Genomic DNA, 17,150 nt, shown 5'->3' with positions numbered 1-17,150 from the left:
GGATAATTTTTATTATTTTCAAGTTAGAAGGGGATATTTCAATGCGTCCACAGAAAGTCAGCACCATCTTAAATCAAGAGTTTGAATCCGTTGAACTGGGTCATCATACCCCTGTAATGCTATGGGGTGTGCCAGGCATCGGCAAATCACAAATTATTGCCGAAGTTGCCAATACGCACAAAGTTAATATGATTGATATTCGTCTGTCGCAGATGGAGCCGAGTGATTTACGCGGTATTCCTTTTAAAAATGGCGAGCAAGTGGATTGGGCAATTCCTTCATTATTGCCTGATGCAAAGCGACATGGTGAGAAAGGTATTTTATTTTTAGACGAGATTACCTCAGCAGCACCAACAGTTTCCGCAGCGGCTTACCAATTAATTTTAGACCGTCGTTTGGGTGATTATATCGTGCCTGATGGTTGGGTCATCTTTGCTGCTGGCAACCGCCAAGGCGATAGGGGGGTGACTTATTCAATGCCTGCACCACTTGCCAATCGTTTTTCGCACTACACCCTGGAGGTCAATCTTGATGATTGGGTCGCTTGGGCATACCAAAATAATATTGATGAACGCATTATTGGTTTTTTACGCTATCGCCCCGAACATTTATTTGAATTTGACCCCGCACACAATCCAGTTGCATTCCCATCACCAAGAACCTGGGAATTCACCCATCGCGCTTTACAAAAGTTTGACAACAACCTAAGCTTGTTTAGGTCTACAGCCAGCGCCTGTGTTGGGGAAGTGGCAGGCGTTGAAGTCGCTACTTTTATTGAACATTTAGCAGATTTACCCGACCTTGATGCGATTGTAAACGGCGAAACTGTCTCAATTCCCGATGCCATTGATTTACAATATGCCATCTGCTCCGCCTTAGTCGGTAGAGCGATCAGCGTCAAAGGTGCTGATAACGCCCAAGTGGTTTGGGGTAATATCCTTAATTTTGCTAAAGACTTCCCACAAAAAGAACTCGGGGTAATGCTAGTATCCGATATGCAACGCGCGATTGGTGAGCAGATTTTCTCCCTACCTGAATTTGCCGACTGGGCAGGAAAAATTGCCGATGTGATGTTTGATTAGAGGTCATATAATGATTAATCTTAACCAAAATAATAGCCACTCAACAACACCAGTTTTGCGCTCAGGGTTTAGAGTGTTTTTTATGGCAGCAGGCTTAATTGCTACGATTTCAATGGTGCTGTGGGGCGTTTTTTTTCATACTTCTTTATTAACCAGTCATATTAATACCGCTACTTGGCATGCACATGAAATGATTTTTGCCTATACAATGGCGGTTATTGTCGGTTTTTTATTAACAGCTGTGAAAAATTGGACAGGTGTGCAAACATTGCATGGAAAATCTTTGTTGGCGCTTTTTATACTCTGGGCTTTGGCTAGATTTTTACCTTTTATTGCTGATGAATACTTGCTAATTCAGGCATTTATTGATGTTGGATTTTTATTATTTTCTTTAATCGCTATCGCTTACCCAATTATTAAAACTAGGCAATGGAAGCACAGTGGCATTATTGCCAAGTTGTTGCTTATGCTAGTGGCACATAGTTTGTTTTATTTTGGTCTATTAAGCGAAGTTGAGCAGGGTGTAACCTGGGGATTGTACCTAGGATTTTATTTGATTTTAAGCCTTATTTTTATGATGATAAGACGCCTAATACCTTTCTTTATTGAGCGTGGGTTAGGGCTTAATTATGAATTAAAAAATGCTAAATTCTTAGATGTTTCAAGCTTAGTTTTGATGGTGATTTATATTCCCATCGAAGTATTCTTCAATACCTTTATTAGTGTCATTATAGCTGTGTTTTTAGTCGTCATTCATGGTGTTAGATTGGTGTATTGGTATAACGCAAAAATTTGGACAAAGCCTTTAATATGGGGGCTTTATTTGGCTTACGGCTTGTTAATATTAGGTTTTGGATTTAAGGTAGCATCTTATTTTGTCATTTTACCGCCACATTTAGATGTGCATAGTTTTGCTTTTGGCATTGCCCTAATAACCATTAGTATGATGAGCAGAGTTAGCTTGGGTCACACAGGCAGAGATGTTTTTAATCCGCCAAAAGCATTAAATTTTATTTTTATATTGTTAATTTTATCTTTTATTGTTAGAGTGTTTTTACCGATACTGAGTATGGATTACTACACTTTATGGATTTTTATTGCGCAAGTCTTATGGGTGGGTGTTTTTGCTACTTTTTCATTTGTTTATATTCCTATGTTTTTTAAAGTAAGGATTGACGGGCAATCTGGATAATGAAAATAGCCAACGAACTTTTAACGCTTACTAGAGAGCATCATATATCCTTATCATTAGGAAATAAGTGTGTTAATACCGCAAAATCAAATAACAATAATACCGAAATTAAAAAATTATGCACACAAGTATCTAAGGTATTTAGAAAAACCTTTGCTGAACATTTTGAAACAGAAGAGTTAACAATTTTTACCCCTTTAAAGGGTAAATCAGATGCACTTTTAAAGTTATGCAATCAATTATTTGATGAACACCAGCAATTATATAGTTTGGCTGAAAGCCTACACAATCACCCAGAAAGGTTATTAAATTTTGGTAATTTGTTAAAATCCCATTCTCGATTAGAGGACAGAGAATTATTCCCAAAAATTAATTTACTATCAGACAATGAAAAATTAAACATTCTTAAATCAAGCCTATCGCATAAGCCAATTATTAAAATATGAGCACATCAGATTATCAATCTTGGCAAAGTGAAACGATTAAACCCGATGAGCAGGTTAGAGTGGTTGGTGAGGATATTGTTAAGTCTGAAAAACCTAAACTGACGCAAAATGAATTACAGCAGATTGAGAGTAAGCTCACCAAGGCGCGTACACAACTGATATTGGATAGACCTTTTTTGGGTAATTTAGTATTGCGATTACCGCTTGTTGCAGCAGATTCTTGGTGCAAAACCAGTGCTACTGATGCTAAAAGTTTTTATTACAACCCTAAATTCATTGATTCGCTCAACAATCATCAAATCAAATTTATACTGATTCACGAAGCCTTGCACTGTGCATTGACACATTTTGCTCGCAGAGGTAATCGGACAAAGCACAAGTGGGATTTGGCCTGTGATTTTGCCATTAATCCACTCTTAGTTAAAGAGGGTTTTCATCCGCCGATTGATGTGCCAATTTTTCGTCAATACCAAGGTATGATTGCCGAAGAAATTTACCCAATGATCGATGATAATCTCGATCAAGAGCCAATGGACCAGCATTTATACGATGACCAGGCCAATGACGACTCAAAGCAATCTGATGGTGGTATGCGTGAAGACGATTTACAAAAAGAGCAGGAGCGGCAAAACAATTCAGATTCAAAATCTGACAATCGGCAGGGCAAGGGTGAATCGCAACTCGCTCAGCAGCCACCATCTCTAAAGCCCGATGAAGTGGAACAACTCGCTACCCAATGGCAAAAAAACCTTGCTTCCAGTGCGCAACTCGCCCAACAGGCGGGTAAATTAGATGGGGAGTTTGCCAAGCTCATTGACTTTTTTCTTCAACCTCAAGTCTCATGGCAATCATTGTTAGCTCAATATATGTCTACCTTTGCTCGTGATGATTTCTCTTACACACGCCCTTCACGCCGCTCAGGAGATGCAATCCTACCTTCGCTCAAATCACAGCAAATAGATATTGCCATTGCCATTGACACCTCAGGCTCGATTTCCCAAGAAGAAATCAATGAATTCGTCTCAGAAGTTGACGCTATTAAAGCCAATCTCCGTGCTAGCATCACCCTAATTGCCTGCGATGACAAACTCTCTGAGCACTCTCCATGGCGTTTTGAAGCCTGGAATGAATTACAATTCCCTGTTTCCCTAGGTGGTGGCAAAGGTACTAACTTCATTCCCGTCTTTGATTACATAAGCATTCAAGACACCCCCTGCGATGTCCTTATCTATTTTACTGATGCTAAAGGTATATTCCCCGACTTAGCGCCCAACTACCCTGTTATGTGGCTCGTCAAAGGTAAAGAACCCATTCCATGGGGCATGCGCATCCAACTTAATTAAATCTATGAAAGACTTTAATGCCATTGAACTTGATACTTATTTAAAAGACAATCAACCACTGTTGTTGGATGTGCGAGAGCAGTGGGAGTGGGATAAGTGTCATTTTGAGAATTCTAGATTGTTACCGATGGGACAGATAATGAATCATATTGACTCGTTAGACAAGACGAGGGAGATTGTTATTATTTGTCATCACGGCATTCGTTCAATGCAGGTAGCGCGATATTTTAACTCAATTGGATTTGAGAAGGTAATTAACCTACGAGGTGGTATTGATGCCTGGGCAAAGCAGGTCGATACCACTATGACTCTATATTGAAAAACAACTTAAAGCTTCGTCCAAGTCACCATTAATTGTATAATGTTAAACAATTATTATGAGGCTATATTAAATGAATCAAATCAAACAAATGTTTAAGTTACAACAAGCGTTAAATGACGCTACAAATGGCTTAATTTGGACAGAAGGCGCAACTAAAGAAGGGCGACAAATTTCTTGGTTGCGTTGTATTTATATGGAGGCTGCTGAGGCGATTGATTCTTTCAATTGGAAACATTGGAAAGATATTGAAGGACAACCTGATTTAGATAATGCCAAAGTTGAATTAGTGGATATTTGGCATTTTATTATGTCAGAAGCGATACATTTTGGTGATACGCAATTCGCTGAAGCGTATGTAGATATGCAGCCTGAGAGAGAGATTAACCCGGAAATGACGGTAGAAACCCTAGAAAAAATAGTGGCTGTCGCTGCTAATGCAAATGTGGATAAATCAAAAAATGCATTATATGAAATAACGGGCTTGTTTTTTAAGGCATTAGCCACTATGAATATGAATGTGGCTGAATTATATAAGCGTTACTTAGTCAAAAATCAACTTAATACCTTTAGACAAGACCATGGCTATAAGGAGGGTAGTTATGTCAAGATGTGGCTTGATGACAAGGGTAATATTGTTGAAGATAATGTCGTTGCTTTTGCGATTATGGATAAAAATCCTGAATTAACTCCAGAGCAATTTTATAAAAAATTAGAGGAAGTATATAAAAATGATAGCATTAATTAAAAAAGAAATACAAAAGGTTATTATCGGTCAAGAGGCGTTGGTTGATAATTTGTTGATTGGACTCATTGCTGGCGGGCATATTTTGGTAGAAAGCGTGCCAGGACTGGCAAAAACTACGGCCATTAACACTTTGTCAAAAACGCTAGGAATTAATTTTAAGCGTATTCAATTTACCCCAGATTTACTCCCTAGTGATTTAACAGGTGCACAAATTTACAACCCTAAAACAGGTGAATTTAGCGTTAAACAAGGACCAATTTTCACCCATTTATTATTAGCAGATGAAATCAATCGCTCTCCTGCCAAGGTGCAATCTGCACTGCTTGAAGTGATGGCTGAACAACAAGTAACCATTGCCAATGAGAGTTTTAAAATTGAAGAGCCATTTTTGGTAATGGCAACACAAAATCCAGTAGAACAAGAGGGTACTTATTCATTGCCAGAAGCGCAATTAGACCGCTTTATGTTAAAAACTGTGCTGGATTATAATACGCTGGATGAAGAGTTAGATGTCGTTAGGCGTGTTGCTATCGATGGTTTTGAAAAGGTTAACCAAGTGGCAAATGTAGAAGATATTGCTAACATCAGGCAGCAGTTTCAGAAAATTCATGTTGATGAGGCAGTCCGAGAATATATGCTTAAAATTGTTTTTGCAACGCGTTATCCGCAGAAATACGGACTAGAAGACATTAAAGAATACATTGAATTTGGTGTCAGTCCAAGGGCAAGTATTGATTTATATAAAGCCAGTTGTGCTAAGGCGTTAATTCGCGGTAATGATTTTGTTACGCCGCTTGATATTGCCAGTGTGGTCAATGAGGTTCTGCAACACAGATTGGTGTTAAGTTACAAGGCACAAGCAGAAAATATCACTGCACAGGCGATTATCAAGAAAATACTTAAAGCCATTCAAACACCGTAAAAAATGCAATGATGCTGGCTCAAGAGATATTATTACGCGCCAAAAAAAATGTTTTCACTAACAAGTCCTCTGAACATTTGTCAAAAATGCGTGGCGAAGGATTAGATTTTTGTGAAATTCGACCTTATCAAGCAGGTGATGATATTCGAAAAATAAATTTTTCTGCTAGTGCTAAAACAGGTGAATTGCAAACCAATATTTTTAATGAAGACAAGCAAATTAATGTTGTTATTTGTGTGTTACTCTCAAGCAGTCTGCATTTTGGTTCGGTTAAACTAAAAAGTGTGTTAATTGCAGAGATTATCGCACATCTAGCCCATTCATCTATCAAACAAAAAAATCAAACAAAATTGGTGTTTTTTTCAGATGTTGGTCAGCAAATTTTTCCATTAAGCAATACAGGAGAGTTGCTTGTTGCTATTAAGCGTATGTTGGACTTTGATTTGTTAAAAACCGAGCTAAACTTTGAAGCACTTAATAATTATTTACTTCAACAACCCAAGTCAATGACTTTTGTTATTAGTGATTTTTATCAGCATAATGACTATGGGCTGATTGCCCATAAAAATCAAATTAATGCAATTATGGTGCGTGATCCATTAGAGGAGTTGCCAAATTTTGGCACCGAGTTAAACCTTGTTAACGCACAAAACCACAACACTTTGACGGTTGATATTGATAAAAAAGTGGCAAAGAAATATCAGGATGCACTGCAAATAGAAGACAACAAACGCTATATGCACTTTTCTCAGCATAAAATCAATGTCGGCAAGCTTTATACCAATGAAGATGTATTTATCAAACTTTCACAGATTTTAAGGTAGGTGCAAAATGGAAACCTTAAAAGACATCAAACCCCTTGTTAGTATTCCAGATAATTCTTTGATTTATCTGTTGATTATGCTTGCAGTTGTTTTGTTGATATTGTTAATCTTTGGTCGTTATATTTGGCAAAATCAAATGATAAAACGCCGAAATAACGACAGGAAAATAGCCTTAAAAGCACTCAAAGAACTTGACTTTAGCAACAGTAAAAGCACGGCTTATATATTTAGTGCTTACGCATCTGCATTAGTCAATGAGACTAATGCAGCAGAGTTTGAGAAAATAAATACCGCATTATTGACTTATAAATATAAAAAACAAGTAGGTAAATTAGACGCAATGTTGATTGCACAAATCGAGGCATTTGTTAATGTTTAGTTTTGAATATCCTTATTTTTTATTACTTATCGCATTGTTAATTGTATGCTTGTCATCTTGCAAAGAAAAAAAACGCGCTATTTACTTTCCACAAAATGGATTGTTAAAAAAAATAACAAAATCCAAACAATTCTTCTCTAATACACTTAAATTTTTAATCCTTAGTTTGTCTATTATAGCGCTTGCCAGTCCCATTAAAACCCAGGAGATAATACTTGATAAGACTAAGGGTTACGAGATTTCCTTGATTTTAGATGCCTCAGGCTCAATGCAGCAAAATAACAAGTTTAAAACAGTAAAGTCCATTGTTAAGGATTTTGTTGCTCAGCGTAGAAATGACAAAATAGCATTGAGTATTTTTGCAGATTTTGCCTATACTGTCATACCTTTAACCTATGATAAAAAAAGCGTTATCAAAGTATTGGGTAATATTAATGTTGGCATCGCTGGAAGACAAAGAACAGCACTTTACGAGGCCTTGTTTTTAAGTTCAAAATTATTTGAAAACTCTAAATCAAAAGAAAGAATTGCCATCTTGCTGACTGATGGTAGGAATAATACTGATAGTGTTCCATTTGAAGTTGCCATTAGACGCGCAAAGGACAATAAAATAAAGGTTTATACGATTGGCGTTGGTGGTAGAAGGGAATACGACGAAGGTATTTTAAGGGAAATTGCAAATACCACAGGTGCTAAATTTTTCTCAGCAAATAGTGCCAAGGATATAAAAAATATTTATACAAAAATTAATCAACTCGAAAAAAGCAAGATAAATATTAACAAATACAACAAAAAAACCTATTATTTTCACTATCCACTAAGCCTGGCATTGGTGCTTTTATTTATTTATTTTTGGCAGAAGAACACATGGATTTTGAGAAAATAGAACTACTTTACCTAACAATTCCCATTGCTCTATTGTGGTTTTTTATTCACAATAGAAGTGGCAATATTGAAGATTTATTTGCTCCTGATGTGTTGGAAAAAATCAGTTTCAATAAGCATAAAATATCCATAAAAACACGACTTAGGTTTTTGTTGTTGGCAATAGTATTGATTTTAATTGCCTTGAGCAGGCCAACACTTGAAGCTGGCGAAGTTAAGATAAAAAAATACTCAAGTGATTTGATTGTGGCCATTGATATGTCAAAATCTATGTTGGCAAACGATGTTTATCCCAATCGTTTTGAGCTTGCAAAAAACAAATTATCCACTAGCCTTGATAAGATTAGTGAGAAGCGTATTGCAATTTTAGGGTTTGCCAATCGGGCCTTTTTGGTCTCCCCTTTAACCGATGATTTTTCCAGTCTTAAGTTTTTGATTAAGAATTTAAGATTGGATGCTATTAACTTAAAAGGCACCAATGTGCTCAATCTATTGCAATCAGCGGATGATTTACTGGGTGAGGCTTCAAACAAACAACTATTGCTGTTGACCGATGGCGGTGATAAGAGTGATTTTAGCAAAGAAATTTCTTATGCAAATGCACATAATTTGACGATTTTTGTCTTTGATATTGCCACCAGAAGTGGCAGCACCATCAAAGATAAGAAAGGGATTTTAAAGGATGAAGGTGGTAATATTGTGATTGTTAAAAGCAACCCAAATATTAAAAAATTAGCCACTCAAACCCAGGGGCGTTATTTAAAATATTCGCTGAATAATAATGACTTGACAGACTTTATTAATTCGTTTAAAAGTTATGCCAGTAGCAAGGATATAAAAGTTATTCAAAAACAACACTTGTTTTATTATCCATTGGCTTTTGCTTTATTTTTGTTGTTTTTTGCATTTTTTTCACTGCCAAAAAAGACCATAAAGTTTATTTTACTACTACTAGCGTCAATAAATGCAAAGGCAGGTCTGTTAGATTTTTCTAACATCAAACAAGCAAACCAAGCTTATATAAATGGAAATTATCAAGTGGCAGCAGAAAAGTTTGGCAAAATTGACAATGATGCCGCGCGCTTAAATCAAGCAAATAGCCTTTATAAGCAAGGTTTATACGAACAGGCACTAGAAAAATATACAAGCATCAAGCAAAAAAATTTAGATTTTGAGCGTTTATACAATTCTGGCAATGCTTATGCCAAACTAAAAAAAACAGATAAAGCAATTGAGCATTATCAACAAGCGTTAAAAATAAAACAGGATAAAGACGCCTTGTTTAATTTAAACCTACTCAAAAAGAAAAAGGCAAAACGAAAAAAGAATCAAAAAGGAAAAGATAAAAAAAGCAAAAATCAAAAAAAAGACACAGCCAAAAATAAACAACAACAAGGTGGCAAAAAAAAGAAAGATAAAAAACAAGGGAAAAACAAACAACAGCAACAACAAAGAAAAAAATTAGATAAACTCAAGCAACAACGATGGGAAAAGTCTTTAAACAAACAACTTAGAACCCTATTAATTCCACTTAATAATAAGCAAGAAAACAATGAAAACGATAATAAAAAAAATCTTTGGTAATCTATTTTTACTACTTATTAGTGCACCAGTTTTTGCACTAACAACGGCCAATGTTAATCAAACTTGGTTTTATCCAGATGAGCAAATTATCTTAACGCTAGACTCTGATGGCAAGCAAGTTGATTTTCCTTTGATTAATGACATTATGGGATATAGAATTTTGTCAACCAGCGACGCTCAAAATATTAGCATTATTAATGGCAAACGCATTCAAAAAACCAGCAGGTCTTATGTTTTTAAACCAACAAAGAGTTTGACTATTCCTGCTTATACAGTAATGGTAGATGGAATGCAACAAACCACCCAACCAATAGAGATTACATTTAGAAAACCCACACAAACCAAGGCAGGGGATGACTATATTTTGCAAATGCAAATAGACAAACCAACATTTTTTCTAGGTGATAAGGCTAATCTAAAAGTGATTTTTAAAGTAAAAAAGACACTTTCAAATAATCAAATTAACCTTTCTCAACCAGAAGTAAAAGATTTGCTGTTTATAAAGGGTAGACAAACCAATAGTGCGGATCAAGATTATAATATTGTTACATTGAATTTTAAAGTTAGCGCAAGTAATTTTGGCACATTCACGCTTCCTAGTCTGGTTGCTACTATTGGTAATCAAAACAGAGATATATTTGGTAATTTTTTCTCAATGAGGCAAAACACTCTGAGTAAAAAAAAATATTCTAATGCACTGACATTAACAGTAAAACCTTTACCAGATGCGCTTAGGATTTTTGGTGATTTTAGCATTAAAGCCAGTGTTGACAAAACCCAAACCAAAGAAGGGGATGCGGTTAATTTAACCGTTGCCATTAATGGCGAAGGTAACTTTGAAGACATTGAAAATTTTAATCTTAGCATTGACAATGCCACGATTTACAGCGATGATGCAATCTTTGATTATAAGGGCTGGCAGCAAAAGTTTGCCATTGTTGGTGCTCAAAATTTTGTCATCCCAGCATTTAAATTTGATTATTTTGATAAAAAAACCCAAACAAAAAAAAGCCTTAGTACTCAACCGATTAAAATTCAAGTGACTGCCAAAATACAGCCTGCCAAAAGAACAGTAACACAAGCTTTGATAGAAATTGACAACAAAATACCCGTCAATGACAAAATAAAATATTATTATCTTCTATTGGGTATTGTGGTTGGTATACTTATCGGCGTTTTAGTCTCTATATTTAGACATCAGAAAAAACAACTTAAAAACCAAAGTTTAATCAAACAAATTAAATCAAGCAAAGGTGATAAGCAGTTATTTGATGTGCTATTGCCGCTAAATTTAACCCAGCTTGAGCCTGTGTTGCAACAACTGGAAGCTAATATCTACAAGGGCGAGAGACAAAAAATTAATAAAAAAGAGATTATCAATGCCATTCAATCAAACAGTTAAGCTTACAGAATACAGTCACGGGCAAGGCTGTGGGTGCAAAATATCACCGAAAGTTTTAGACGCTATTCTAAAAACATCAATTGATGAGTTGACAGATTCTAATTTATTGGTGGGCAATCATTCGCGCGATGATGCAGCAGTGTATGACATTGGTAATGGTGAGGCGATTATTAGCACCACCGACTTTTTTATGCCAATTGTCGATGACCCATTTACTTTTGGACGCATTGCGGCAACGAATGCAATTAGTGATGTATATGCGATGGGCGGCGTGCCGTTGATGGCGATTGCAATTTTTGGCTGGCCACTGGATAAATTGTCAGCGGAGATAGGACAGCAGGTAATTGAAGGCGGCCGCACGGTCTGTCAACAAGCAGGAATAACATTGGCAGGCGGACATAGCATTGATTCGCCTGAGCCTATTTTCGGGTTGTCCGTGACGGGTAAAGTGCCCATTAAACATTTAAAAGAAAATTCTACGGCGAAAGTTGGTGACAAGATATATTTAACCAAGGCGCTTGGTATCGGTATTTTGACAACCGCACAAAAACAGAAGAAAATCACAGCTGAGGATGAAGAACGCGCAATTAAGACAATGTGTCAGCTGAATGATATTGGTGCGACTGTGGCAAAAATTGACGGTGTTAATGCGATTACAGATGTGACTGGCTTTGGTTTGGGTGGGCATTTGTCGGAAGTTTGTTTAGGGTCCAAGGTGGCAGCATCGATTGCGTATCACAAAGTGCCGACTTTACCAAACATTAAAGGCTATTTAGCGAATGGCTGTTCCCCAGGTGGGGCACAACGCAACTTTGACAGTTATGGACACAACCTTAGCAAGATGAATAGTGAAGTGCAATCTATTGTTTGCGACCCGCAAACCAGTGGTGGCTTGTTAATTATGGTGGCAGACAGTGCACAAAGTGAATTTGAACAAGTGATGCAAGAGGCTGGATTTGACTTAGAGGCAATTGGTGAAATTGTTACGCAAAATGACAATCAAGCACTTGTACAAGTCAATGCCTAAGGAACTTACGCAAATACCAAAGGATGACTTTACTCGTCTGTTTACTGACGATATCCCTTTATTTGACACACGATCGCCAACTGAATTTGAGCAGGGAGCTTTTCCGCATACAGACAGCCTACCTCTGATGAGTGACAAAGAGCGAGAATTAATCGGCACTTGCTATAAAAATAAAGGACAAGATAAGGCAATTGCTTTAGGTCATGACTTGGTACAGGGAAAAATTAAAGAACAGCGCCTTGCAAAGTGGCTTGAATTCATTAAAAAACACCCAGATGGGGCGCTTTATTGTTTTCGCGGCGGACTACGCAGTCAAATCACCCAACAATGGATTTTTGAAACCTCAGGCATTAATTACCCGCGTATTAAAGGGGGTTATAAGGCGTTACGCCGATTTTTGATTGACGAAACTGACCGCATTATGGCAAAAGTCACGCCTATTGTGATTGGCGGGCAGACGGGCTGTGGCAAAACGCTATTATTAGACAAATTACACAACAAAATTGACTTAGAAGGACTGGCAAACCACCGTGGATCTGCCTTTGGTAGCACCACCACAGCGCAACCAACGCAAATCAATTTTGAAAATAATTTGGCCATCCAACTTATTAAACAGCAAAATCAAACCCTGCTTACCTTTGAAGATGAAGGTTCAAATGTAGGCATGGTGCATATCCCACAATGCATTCAAGTAAAGACCTCAATGGCTGAATTAATATTATTAGATGCCACGGTTGAGGAGCGTTTAAAAGTCAGTATGGACGCCTATGTGATTGATATGCGTCGTGATTTCATTGTTCAAGACAGTGAAAATGGTTTTGATAATTTTGCCAATTACTGGCTAAAAAGTTTGGAAAAAATCCAAAAACGCTTAGGTTTAGAGCGATATAAAGTAATGTTGACCCTAGTAAATGACGCACTATCGTTATATAAAGAGCAGGGTGATAGCACTGGATTCCATCCAGTCGTTAAGGAACTATTAGTCGGTTATTATGACCCGATGTACAATTATCAAATTCAAAAAAAAATGGATAGAGTGGTATTTAAAGGTAGTGCTGATGAGGTATTGGCGTATCTAAACGACAAATCCATTTACTAAAACCCCCTTAAACCAATCTTAATATCAGTGGCTGGCCTGGCTTGACAAGCAAGAATCTCCCCCGGAGAAACATCCACCAAACACGCTTGATGCTCTACATCCCCCGCCAAAAGCGTAAGTATGCAAGCGCCACAATGTCCTTGACGGCAAGAGTGATTAAGCAACACATTGTGCGCTTCTAACTCAGTCAGAATAGACTGTTCGCCATACACATACAGGGTTTCTGTCTTACCATTAATATTATCAATATCAATTCTAAACATAGTTTAGATTATAATTTAAAGTCACCAAAGTCGGTATCGTTGGCGTCTATATTGTTGTCAATCGCACTAACTAAATACGAAGTAATCTCTGTTTCCTGCGGTGCTACCTGTACATTATCTGAATCTAGCCAATGATTAATCCATGGCAACGGGTTGGCAATGTCGTCAAAGATTGGCGTAAGACCTAATGCTTTCATACGAATATTGGTAATATATTCTAAATATTGTTTCAAAATATTAGCGTTTAAGCCAATCATAGAGCCGTCACGGAATAAATATTCTGCCCATTCTTTCTCTTGCTGACAGGCTTCTTTGAACATCTCAATGACCTCCTCTTCAGACTCTATTGCAATTTTTTGCATATCTGGGTCATCCTTGCCACTACGCATAATATTGAGCATATATTGTGTGCCAGATAGATGCAAAGCCTCATCACGGGCAATCATTTTAATGATTTTAGCGTTGCCTTCCATGACTTTGCGCTCAGCAAAGGCAAACGAGCATGCGAATGACACATAAAAACGCACAGCTTCAAGAATATTAACCGACATTAGCGTTAAATAAAGTTTCTTTTTTAAGCAATACAAATCAATATTTACCGTTGTACCTCCCATTTTCAAAGTACTTTCCCCGTGTAACAAGTAAGCTTGCGTACATTTAATTAAGATATCATATTTCTCAGAAACGCTTTCAGCGCGCTTGATAATTTCATCGGTTTTCATAATATCGTCAAACACCGCACCGGGTTCATTTACAATCGCACGAATAATGTGCGTGTAAGAACGAGAGTGAATGGTTTCAGAGAAAGACCATGTTTCAATCCAGTTTTCCACTTCTGGCAGAGATACAATCGGTAAAAAAGCAATACTTGGGCTTCTGCCTTGCACAGAATCTAACAAAATTTGATATTGTAAATTAGAAATAAAAATGTGTTTTTCATTTGGTAATAATTTGGCGAAATCAATTTTATCCTTACTGACATCGATTTCTTCAGGTCGCCAGAAAAATGACAGTTGTTTTTCCGTGAGTTTTTCAAATACCTTATATTTTTGCTTATCAAATCGCGCAACATTCACACTATTACCGAAAAACATCGGTTCAGTCAGTGTGTCGCTAATTCTTTTGGTAAAAATACTGTATGCCATATTCAATTCCTTTAAAATTTATAATTTACAAACACCGTCTGCACAACCGTTGTCATCTTCTTTGTCTGGATTATTTTCGTTCTCACCACTGCCATCACGCGTGGTGTGATAATACAGCGTCTTAATGCCATATTTATAAGCCATCAATAAGTCCATTAGGAATAACTTCATTGGCACTTTACTTCCTTCAAACTTCGATGGGTCGTAATGGGTATTGGTAGAAATTGACTGATCTATAAACTTTTGCATAATTGCACACAACTGTAAATAGCCTTCGTTGTCTTTAATATCCCACAATAATTCATATTGATTTTTGAGTTTTTCGTACTCTGGAACTACCTGTTTCAGTAATCCATCCTTAGACTGCTTTGTAGTCACAAAACCGCGTGGTGGCTCGATGCCATTAGTGGAATTTGAGATTTGAGACGAACTTTCGCAAGGCATTAATGCGGTAAGTGTTGAATTTCTAAGCCCCGTCTTAACAATTTCTTTGCGCAAACTGTCCCAATCTAATTGCAAAGTCGCACAACAGAAATCATCCACATTTTTCTTAAAGGTGTCAATTGGCATAATACCTTTTGCATACTGGGTTTCATTAAAGAGTGGGCAAACACCTTTTTCTTGTGCCAGCTTATTAGAAGCTTTAAGCGAATAGTATTGCAAGGCTTCAAAAGTGCGGTGTACCAAATCATTACCCGATCCATCTGAGTATTTAGCGTTGTTTTTCGCCAAGTAATAAGCCAAGTTGGTAACACCGATACCCAGCGTTCTGCGATTCATACTGGCAATTTTTGCCGCTTTGATTGGGTAATCTTGATAATCCAATAATGAATCCAAGGCGCGAACAATGATTTCGGTGATTTCTTCTAATTCATCGAGACTTTCAAGTGCGCCTAAATTCACCGCTGAAAGCGTGCACAAAGCGATTTCTCCATTTTCATCTTGCACAGAATATAAAGGTTTGGTTGGCAGTGTAATTTCCATGCATAGGTTAGATTGACGCACTGGTGCAACTTTTGGGTTAAATGCACCATGAGTGTTGCAATGATCTACATTCTGTACATAGATACGACCCGTATTAGCCCGTTCTTGCATAAAGATGGCAAATAATTCACGCGCTTTAATGACTTCCTTGCGGACAGAATCATCTTTTTCATATTGCTCATACAAACGCTTGAATTCATCTTGATCTTCAAAGAAAGCCTCATACAGCCCAACCGCTTCATCGGGTGAGAATAGCGTAATGTTGCCACCTTCAACAAAACGCTGGTACAACAAGCCATTGAACTGTACACCGTAGTCTAAGTGACGCACGCGGTTCTCATCGGTGCCCGTATTGTTCTTAAGTACCAATAAATCTCTAACTTCTAAATGCCAGAAGGGATAGAATAGGGTGGCTGCACCACCACGCACGCCCCCTTGAGAGCATGATTTAACCGCGGTATGGAAATGTTTGTAAAAAGGTACGCAACCCGTATGCATTGCTTCACCACCACGAATAGGACTACCAAGTGCACGAATTCTGCCGGCATTCACACCGATACCTGCGCGTTGTGACACATATTTAACAATCGCACCTGCAGTGGCACTGATAGAATCTAAATCATCGGCAGTTTCAATTAATACACAAGAAGAAAATTGACGCGTTGGGGTGCGAACACCTGCCATAATCGGCGTTGGCAGAGAGATTTTAAAGGTAGAACTGGCATCGTAAAAACGCTTAACAATATCCATTCTGACTTTAGATTCATATTCTTGGAACAAGCACATACCTACCAACATATACAACTGCTGTGGCGACTCATAAATCTCTCCCGTGGCGCGGTTTTGCACTAAATATTTGCCTTCTAACTGCTTAACTGCCGCATAAGAAAAGCCCATATCACGCTCGTGATCTGTGTGACTGTCTAATTCATCAATCTCAGCTTTACTGTATTTTTCTAAAATATCCGTGTCATAAATACCTTTTTCGGTAAGTTTGGTTATATGTTCAAATAAGGCAGGTGGAGTGAAAGATTTGAATGATTTTTTACGCAGATGAAAGATGGCTAAACGAGCCGCTAAATACTGATAATCAGGTGCATCAGTAGAAATTAAATCGGCAGCCGACTTAATGATGGTTTCGTGAATATCCTCGGTCTTAATGTCTTCAAAAAATGCCAGTTGCGCACTGATTTCAACCTGGGAAACGCTAACGCCAGTTAACCCTTGAGAGGCCCATTCAATGACACGGTGAATTTTCTCCATATCTATCGGTTCTTTCTTGCCATTACGCTTGGTAACTTGGATATTTGTATTCATAAGTCTTTTTTGGTTAAAAACACTATATATTTTAAAGTAAATCCGCATCATAAGCACAACTAAGTTTAATTAGCATTAGTGTATTTTGCTTGATCTTCAGGGTAAGCCAAAAGCAAAATATACTAAGCCTTTGAATAAAAATCAGAGGCTAGTCAATCTATAATGATTGGTTTACTTAAACGGAGCTGA

General features: G+C 37.4%; 17 protein-coding genes. 14 read left to right on the top strand and 3 right to left on the bottom strand.

The annotated features are described in order from the left end of the window. Window positions 1-41: 41 nt before the first annotated feature. From BSEPE_RS04525 to mnmH, 14 genes are all read left to right on the top strand, one after another. Entirely contained in the window at window positions 42-1,082 is a 1,041-nt protein-coding gene (locus BSEPE_RS04525) for an AAA family ATPase (protein ID WP_066044550.1), read from the top strand. A gap of 10 nt (window positions 1,083-1,092) precedes the next feature. After that, window positions 1,093-2,274, top strand: a complete 1,182-nt coding sequence (locus tag BSEPE_RS04520; protein ID WP_066044548.1) for an NnrS family protein — start codon at window positions 1,093-1,095, stop codon at window positions 2,272-2,274. Beyond that, window positions 2,274-2,720, top strand: coding sequence for a hemerythrin domain-containing protein (locus BSEPE_RS04515; RefSeq protein ID WP_066044546.1), 447 nt, complete (start codon window positions 2,274-2,276; stop codon window positions 2,718-2,720). The genes BSEPE_RS04520 and BSEPE_RS04515 overlap by 1 nt, the downstream gene beginning before the upstream one ends. Then, window positions 2,717-4,063, top strand: coding sequence for a vWA domain-containing protein (locus BSEPE_RS04510; protein WP_083502979.1), 1,347 nt, complete (start codon window positions 2,717-2,719; stop codon window positions 4,061-4,063). Before BSEPE_RS04515 ends, BSEPE_RS04510 begins: the two co-directional genes overlap by 4 nt. Before the next feature lie 4 nt (window positions 4,064-4,067). Next, entirely contained in the window at window positions 4,068-4,382 is a 315-nt protein-coding gene (locus BSEPE_RS04505; protein WP_066044545.1) for a rhodanese-like domain-containing protein, read from the top strand. A 73-nt stretch (window positions 4,383-4,455) separates the two neighbouring features. Continuing rightward, window positions 4,456-5,130 (top strand): dUTP diphosphatase, encoded by a 675-nt coding sequence (locus BSEPE_RS04500; protein ID WP_066044543.1) that lies wholly within the window; start codon window positions 4,456-4,458, stop codon window positions 5,128-5,130. Beyond that, the gene (locus BSEPE_RS04495; protein WP_066044541.1) at window positions 5,114-6,052 is read left to right on the top strand and encodes an AAA family ATPase; all 939 of its coding nucleotides are present in this window, start codon (window positions 5,114-5,116) and stop codon (window positions 6,050-6,052) included. Before BSEPE_RS04500 ends, BSEPE_RS04495 begins: the two co-directional genes overlap by 17 nt. A gap of 8 nt (window positions 6,053-6,060) precedes the next feature. After that, window positions 6,061-6,876, top strand: coding sequence for a DUF58 domain-containing protein (locus BSEPE_RS04490; protein ID WP_066044537.1), 816 nt, complete (start codon window positions 6,061-6,063; stop codon window positions 6,874-6,876). A gap of 7 nt (window positions 6,877-6,883) precedes the next feature. Next, on the top strand, window positions 6,884-7,255 hold the full coding sequence (locus BSEPE_RS04485; protein WP_066044535.1) for a hypothetical protein: 372 nt from the start codon (window positions 6,884-6,886) through the stop codon (window positions 7,253-7,255). Then, on the top strand, window positions 7,248-8,141 hold the full coding sequence (locus BSEPE_RS04480) for a vWA domain-containing protein (RefSeq protein ID WP_066044533.1): 894 nt from the start codon (window positions 7,248-7,250) through the stop codon (window positions 8,139-8,141). The genes BSEPE_RS04485 and BSEPE_RS04480 overlap by 8 nt, the downstream gene beginning before the upstream one ends. Next, entirely contained in the window at window positions 8,123-9,724 is a 1,602-nt protein-coding gene (locus BSEPE_RS04475; protein ID WP_066044531.1) for a VWA domain-containing protein, read from the top strand. Before BSEPE_RS04480 ends, BSEPE_RS04475 begins: the two co-directional genes overlap by 19 nt. Continuing rightward, on the top strand, window positions 9,693-11,126 hold the full coding sequence (locus tag BSEPE_RS04470) for a BatD family protein (RefSeq protein WP_066044530.1): 1,434 nt from the start codon (window positions 9,693-9,695) through the stop codon (window positions 11,124-11,126). The genes BSEPE_RS04475 and BSEPE_RS04470 overlap by 32 nt, the downstream gene beginning before the upstream one ends. After that, window positions 11,104-12,153: a selenide, water dikinase SelD gene (gene selD / locus BSEPE_RS04465; RefSeq protein WP_066044528.1), complete on the top strand. Its 1,050-nt coding sequence runs from the start codon at window positions 11,104-11,106 to the stop codon at window positions 12,151-12,153. Before BSEPE_RS04470 ends, selD begins: the two co-directional genes overlap by 23 nt. Next, window positions 12,146-13,252, top strand: a complete 1,107-nt coding sequence (gene mnmH / locus BSEPE_RS04460) for a tRNA 2-selenouridine(34) synthase MnmH (RefSeq protein ID WP_066044526.1) — start codon at window positions 12,146-12,148, stop codon at window positions 13,250-13,252. The genes selD and mnmH overlap by 8 nt, the downstream gene beginning before the upstream one ends. Here the strand turns inward: mnmH and BSEPE_RS04455 are convergent. The 3 genes from BSEPE_RS04455 to nrdA are packed head-to-tail and all read right to left on the bottom strand — an operon-like array spanning window position 13,249 to window position 16,961. Next, window positions 13,249-13,515 (bottom strand): 2Fe-2S iron-sulfur cluster-binding protein, encoded by a 267-nt coding sequence (locus BSEPE_RS04455; RefSeq protein WP_066044525.1) that lies wholly within the window; start codon window positions 13,513-13,515, stop codon window positions 13,249-13,251. The two genes, mnmH and BSEPE_RS04455, sit on opposite strands and share 4 nt — an antisense overlap. Before the next feature lie 8 nt (window positions 13,516-13,523). Next, the gene (gene nrdB, locus BSEPE_RS04450) at window positions 13,524-14,660 is read right to left on the bottom strand and encodes a class Ia ribonucleoside-diphosphate reductase subunit beta (RefSeq protein WP_066044523.1); all 1,137 of its coding nucleotides are present in this window, start codon (window positions 14,658-14,660) and stop codon (window positions 13,524-13,526) included. An 18-nt stretch (window positions 14,661-14,678) separates the two neighbouring features. Further along, a complete protein-coding gene (gene nrdA / locus BSEPE_RS04445; protein ID WP_066044521.1) occupies window positions 14,679-16,961 on the bottom strand; it encodes a class 1a ribonucleoside-diphosphate reductase subunit alpha in 2,283 nt (760 codons plus the stop codon). Window positions 16,962-17,150: the final 189 nt, after the last annotated feature.

This window comes from endosymbiont of Bathymodiolus septemdierum str. Myojin knoll (genome assembly GCF_001547755.1).
Taxonomy (GTDB): Bacteria; Pseudomonadota; Gammaproteobacteria; order PS1; family Pseudothioglobaceae; genus Thiodubiliella.
The sequence above is the reverse complement of the archived record's forward strand: the minus strand, read 5'-3'. Positions and strand labels throughout refer to the sequence as shown.

Excerpts from the sequence above, each read along its gene's own strand:
- BSEPE_RS04525 (WP_066044550.1), top strand. The coding sequence starts at position 42 with ATGCGTCCACAGAAAGTCAGCACCATCTTAAATCAAGAGTTTGAATCC.
- BSEPE_RS04520 (WP_066044548.1), top strand. The coding sequence starts at position 1,093 with ATGATTAATCTTAACCAAAATAATAGCCACTCAACAACACCAGTTTTG.
- BSEPE_RS04515 (WP_066044546.1), top strand. The coding sequence starts at position 2,274 with ATGAAAATAGCCAACGAACTTTTAACGCTTACTAGAGAGCATCATATA.
- BSEPE_RS04510 (WP_083502979.1), top strand. The coding sequence starts at position 2,717 with ATGAGCACATCAGATTATCAATCTTGGCAAAGTGAAACGATTAAACCC.
- BSEPE_RS04505 (WP_066044545.1), top strand. The coding sequence starts at position 4,068 with ATGAAAGACTTTAATGCCATTGAACTTGATACTTATTTAAAAGACAAT.
- BSEPE_RS04500 (WP_066044543.1), top strand. The coding sequence starts at position 4,456 with ATGAATCAAATCAAACAAATGTTTAAGTTACAACAAGCGTTAAATGAC.
- BSEPE_RS04495 (WP_066044541.1), top strand. The coding sequence starts at position 5,114 with ATGATAGCATTAATTAAAAAAGAAATACAAAAGGTTATTATCGGTCAA.
- BSEPE_RS04490 (WP_066044537.1), top strand. The coding sequence starts at position 6,061 with ATGATGCTGGCTCAAGAGATATTATTACGCGCCAAAAAAAATGTTTTC.
- BSEPE_RS04485 (WP_066044535.1), top strand. The coding sequence starts at position 6,884 with ATGGAAACCTTAAAAGACATCAAACCCCTTGTTAGTATTCCAGATAAT.
- BSEPE_RS04480 (WP_066044533.1), top strand. The coding sequence starts at position 7,248 with ATGTTTAGTTTTGAATATCCTTATTTTTTATTACTTATCGCATTGTTA.
- BSEPE_RS04475 (WP_066044531.1), top strand. The coding sequence starts at position 8,123 with ATGGATTTTGAGAAAATAGAACTACTTTACCTAACAATTCCCATTGCT.
- BSEPE_RS04470 (WP_066044530.1), top strand. The coding sequence starts at position 9,693 with ATGAAAACGATAATAAAAAAAATCTTTGGTAATCTATTTTTACTACTT.
- selD (WP_066044528.1), top strand. The coding sequence starts at position 11,104 with ATGCCATTCAATCAAACAGTTAAGCTTACAGAATACAGTCACGGGCAA.
- mnmH (WP_066044526.1), top strand. The coding sequence starts at position 12,146 with ATGCCTAAGGAACTTACGCAAATACCAAAGGATGACTTTACTCGTCTG.
- BSEPE_RS04455 (WP_066044525.1), bottom strand. The coding sequence starts at position 13,515 with ATGTTTAGAATTGATATTGATAATATTAATGGTAAGACAGAAACCCTG.
- nrdB (WP_066044523.1), bottom strand. The coding sequence starts at position 14,660 with ATGGCATACAGTATTTTTACCAAAAGAATTAGCGACACACTGACTGAA.
- nrdA (WP_066044521.1), bottom strand. The coding sequence starts at position 16,961 with ATGAATACAAATATCCAAGTTACCAAGCGTAATGGCAAGAAAGAACCG.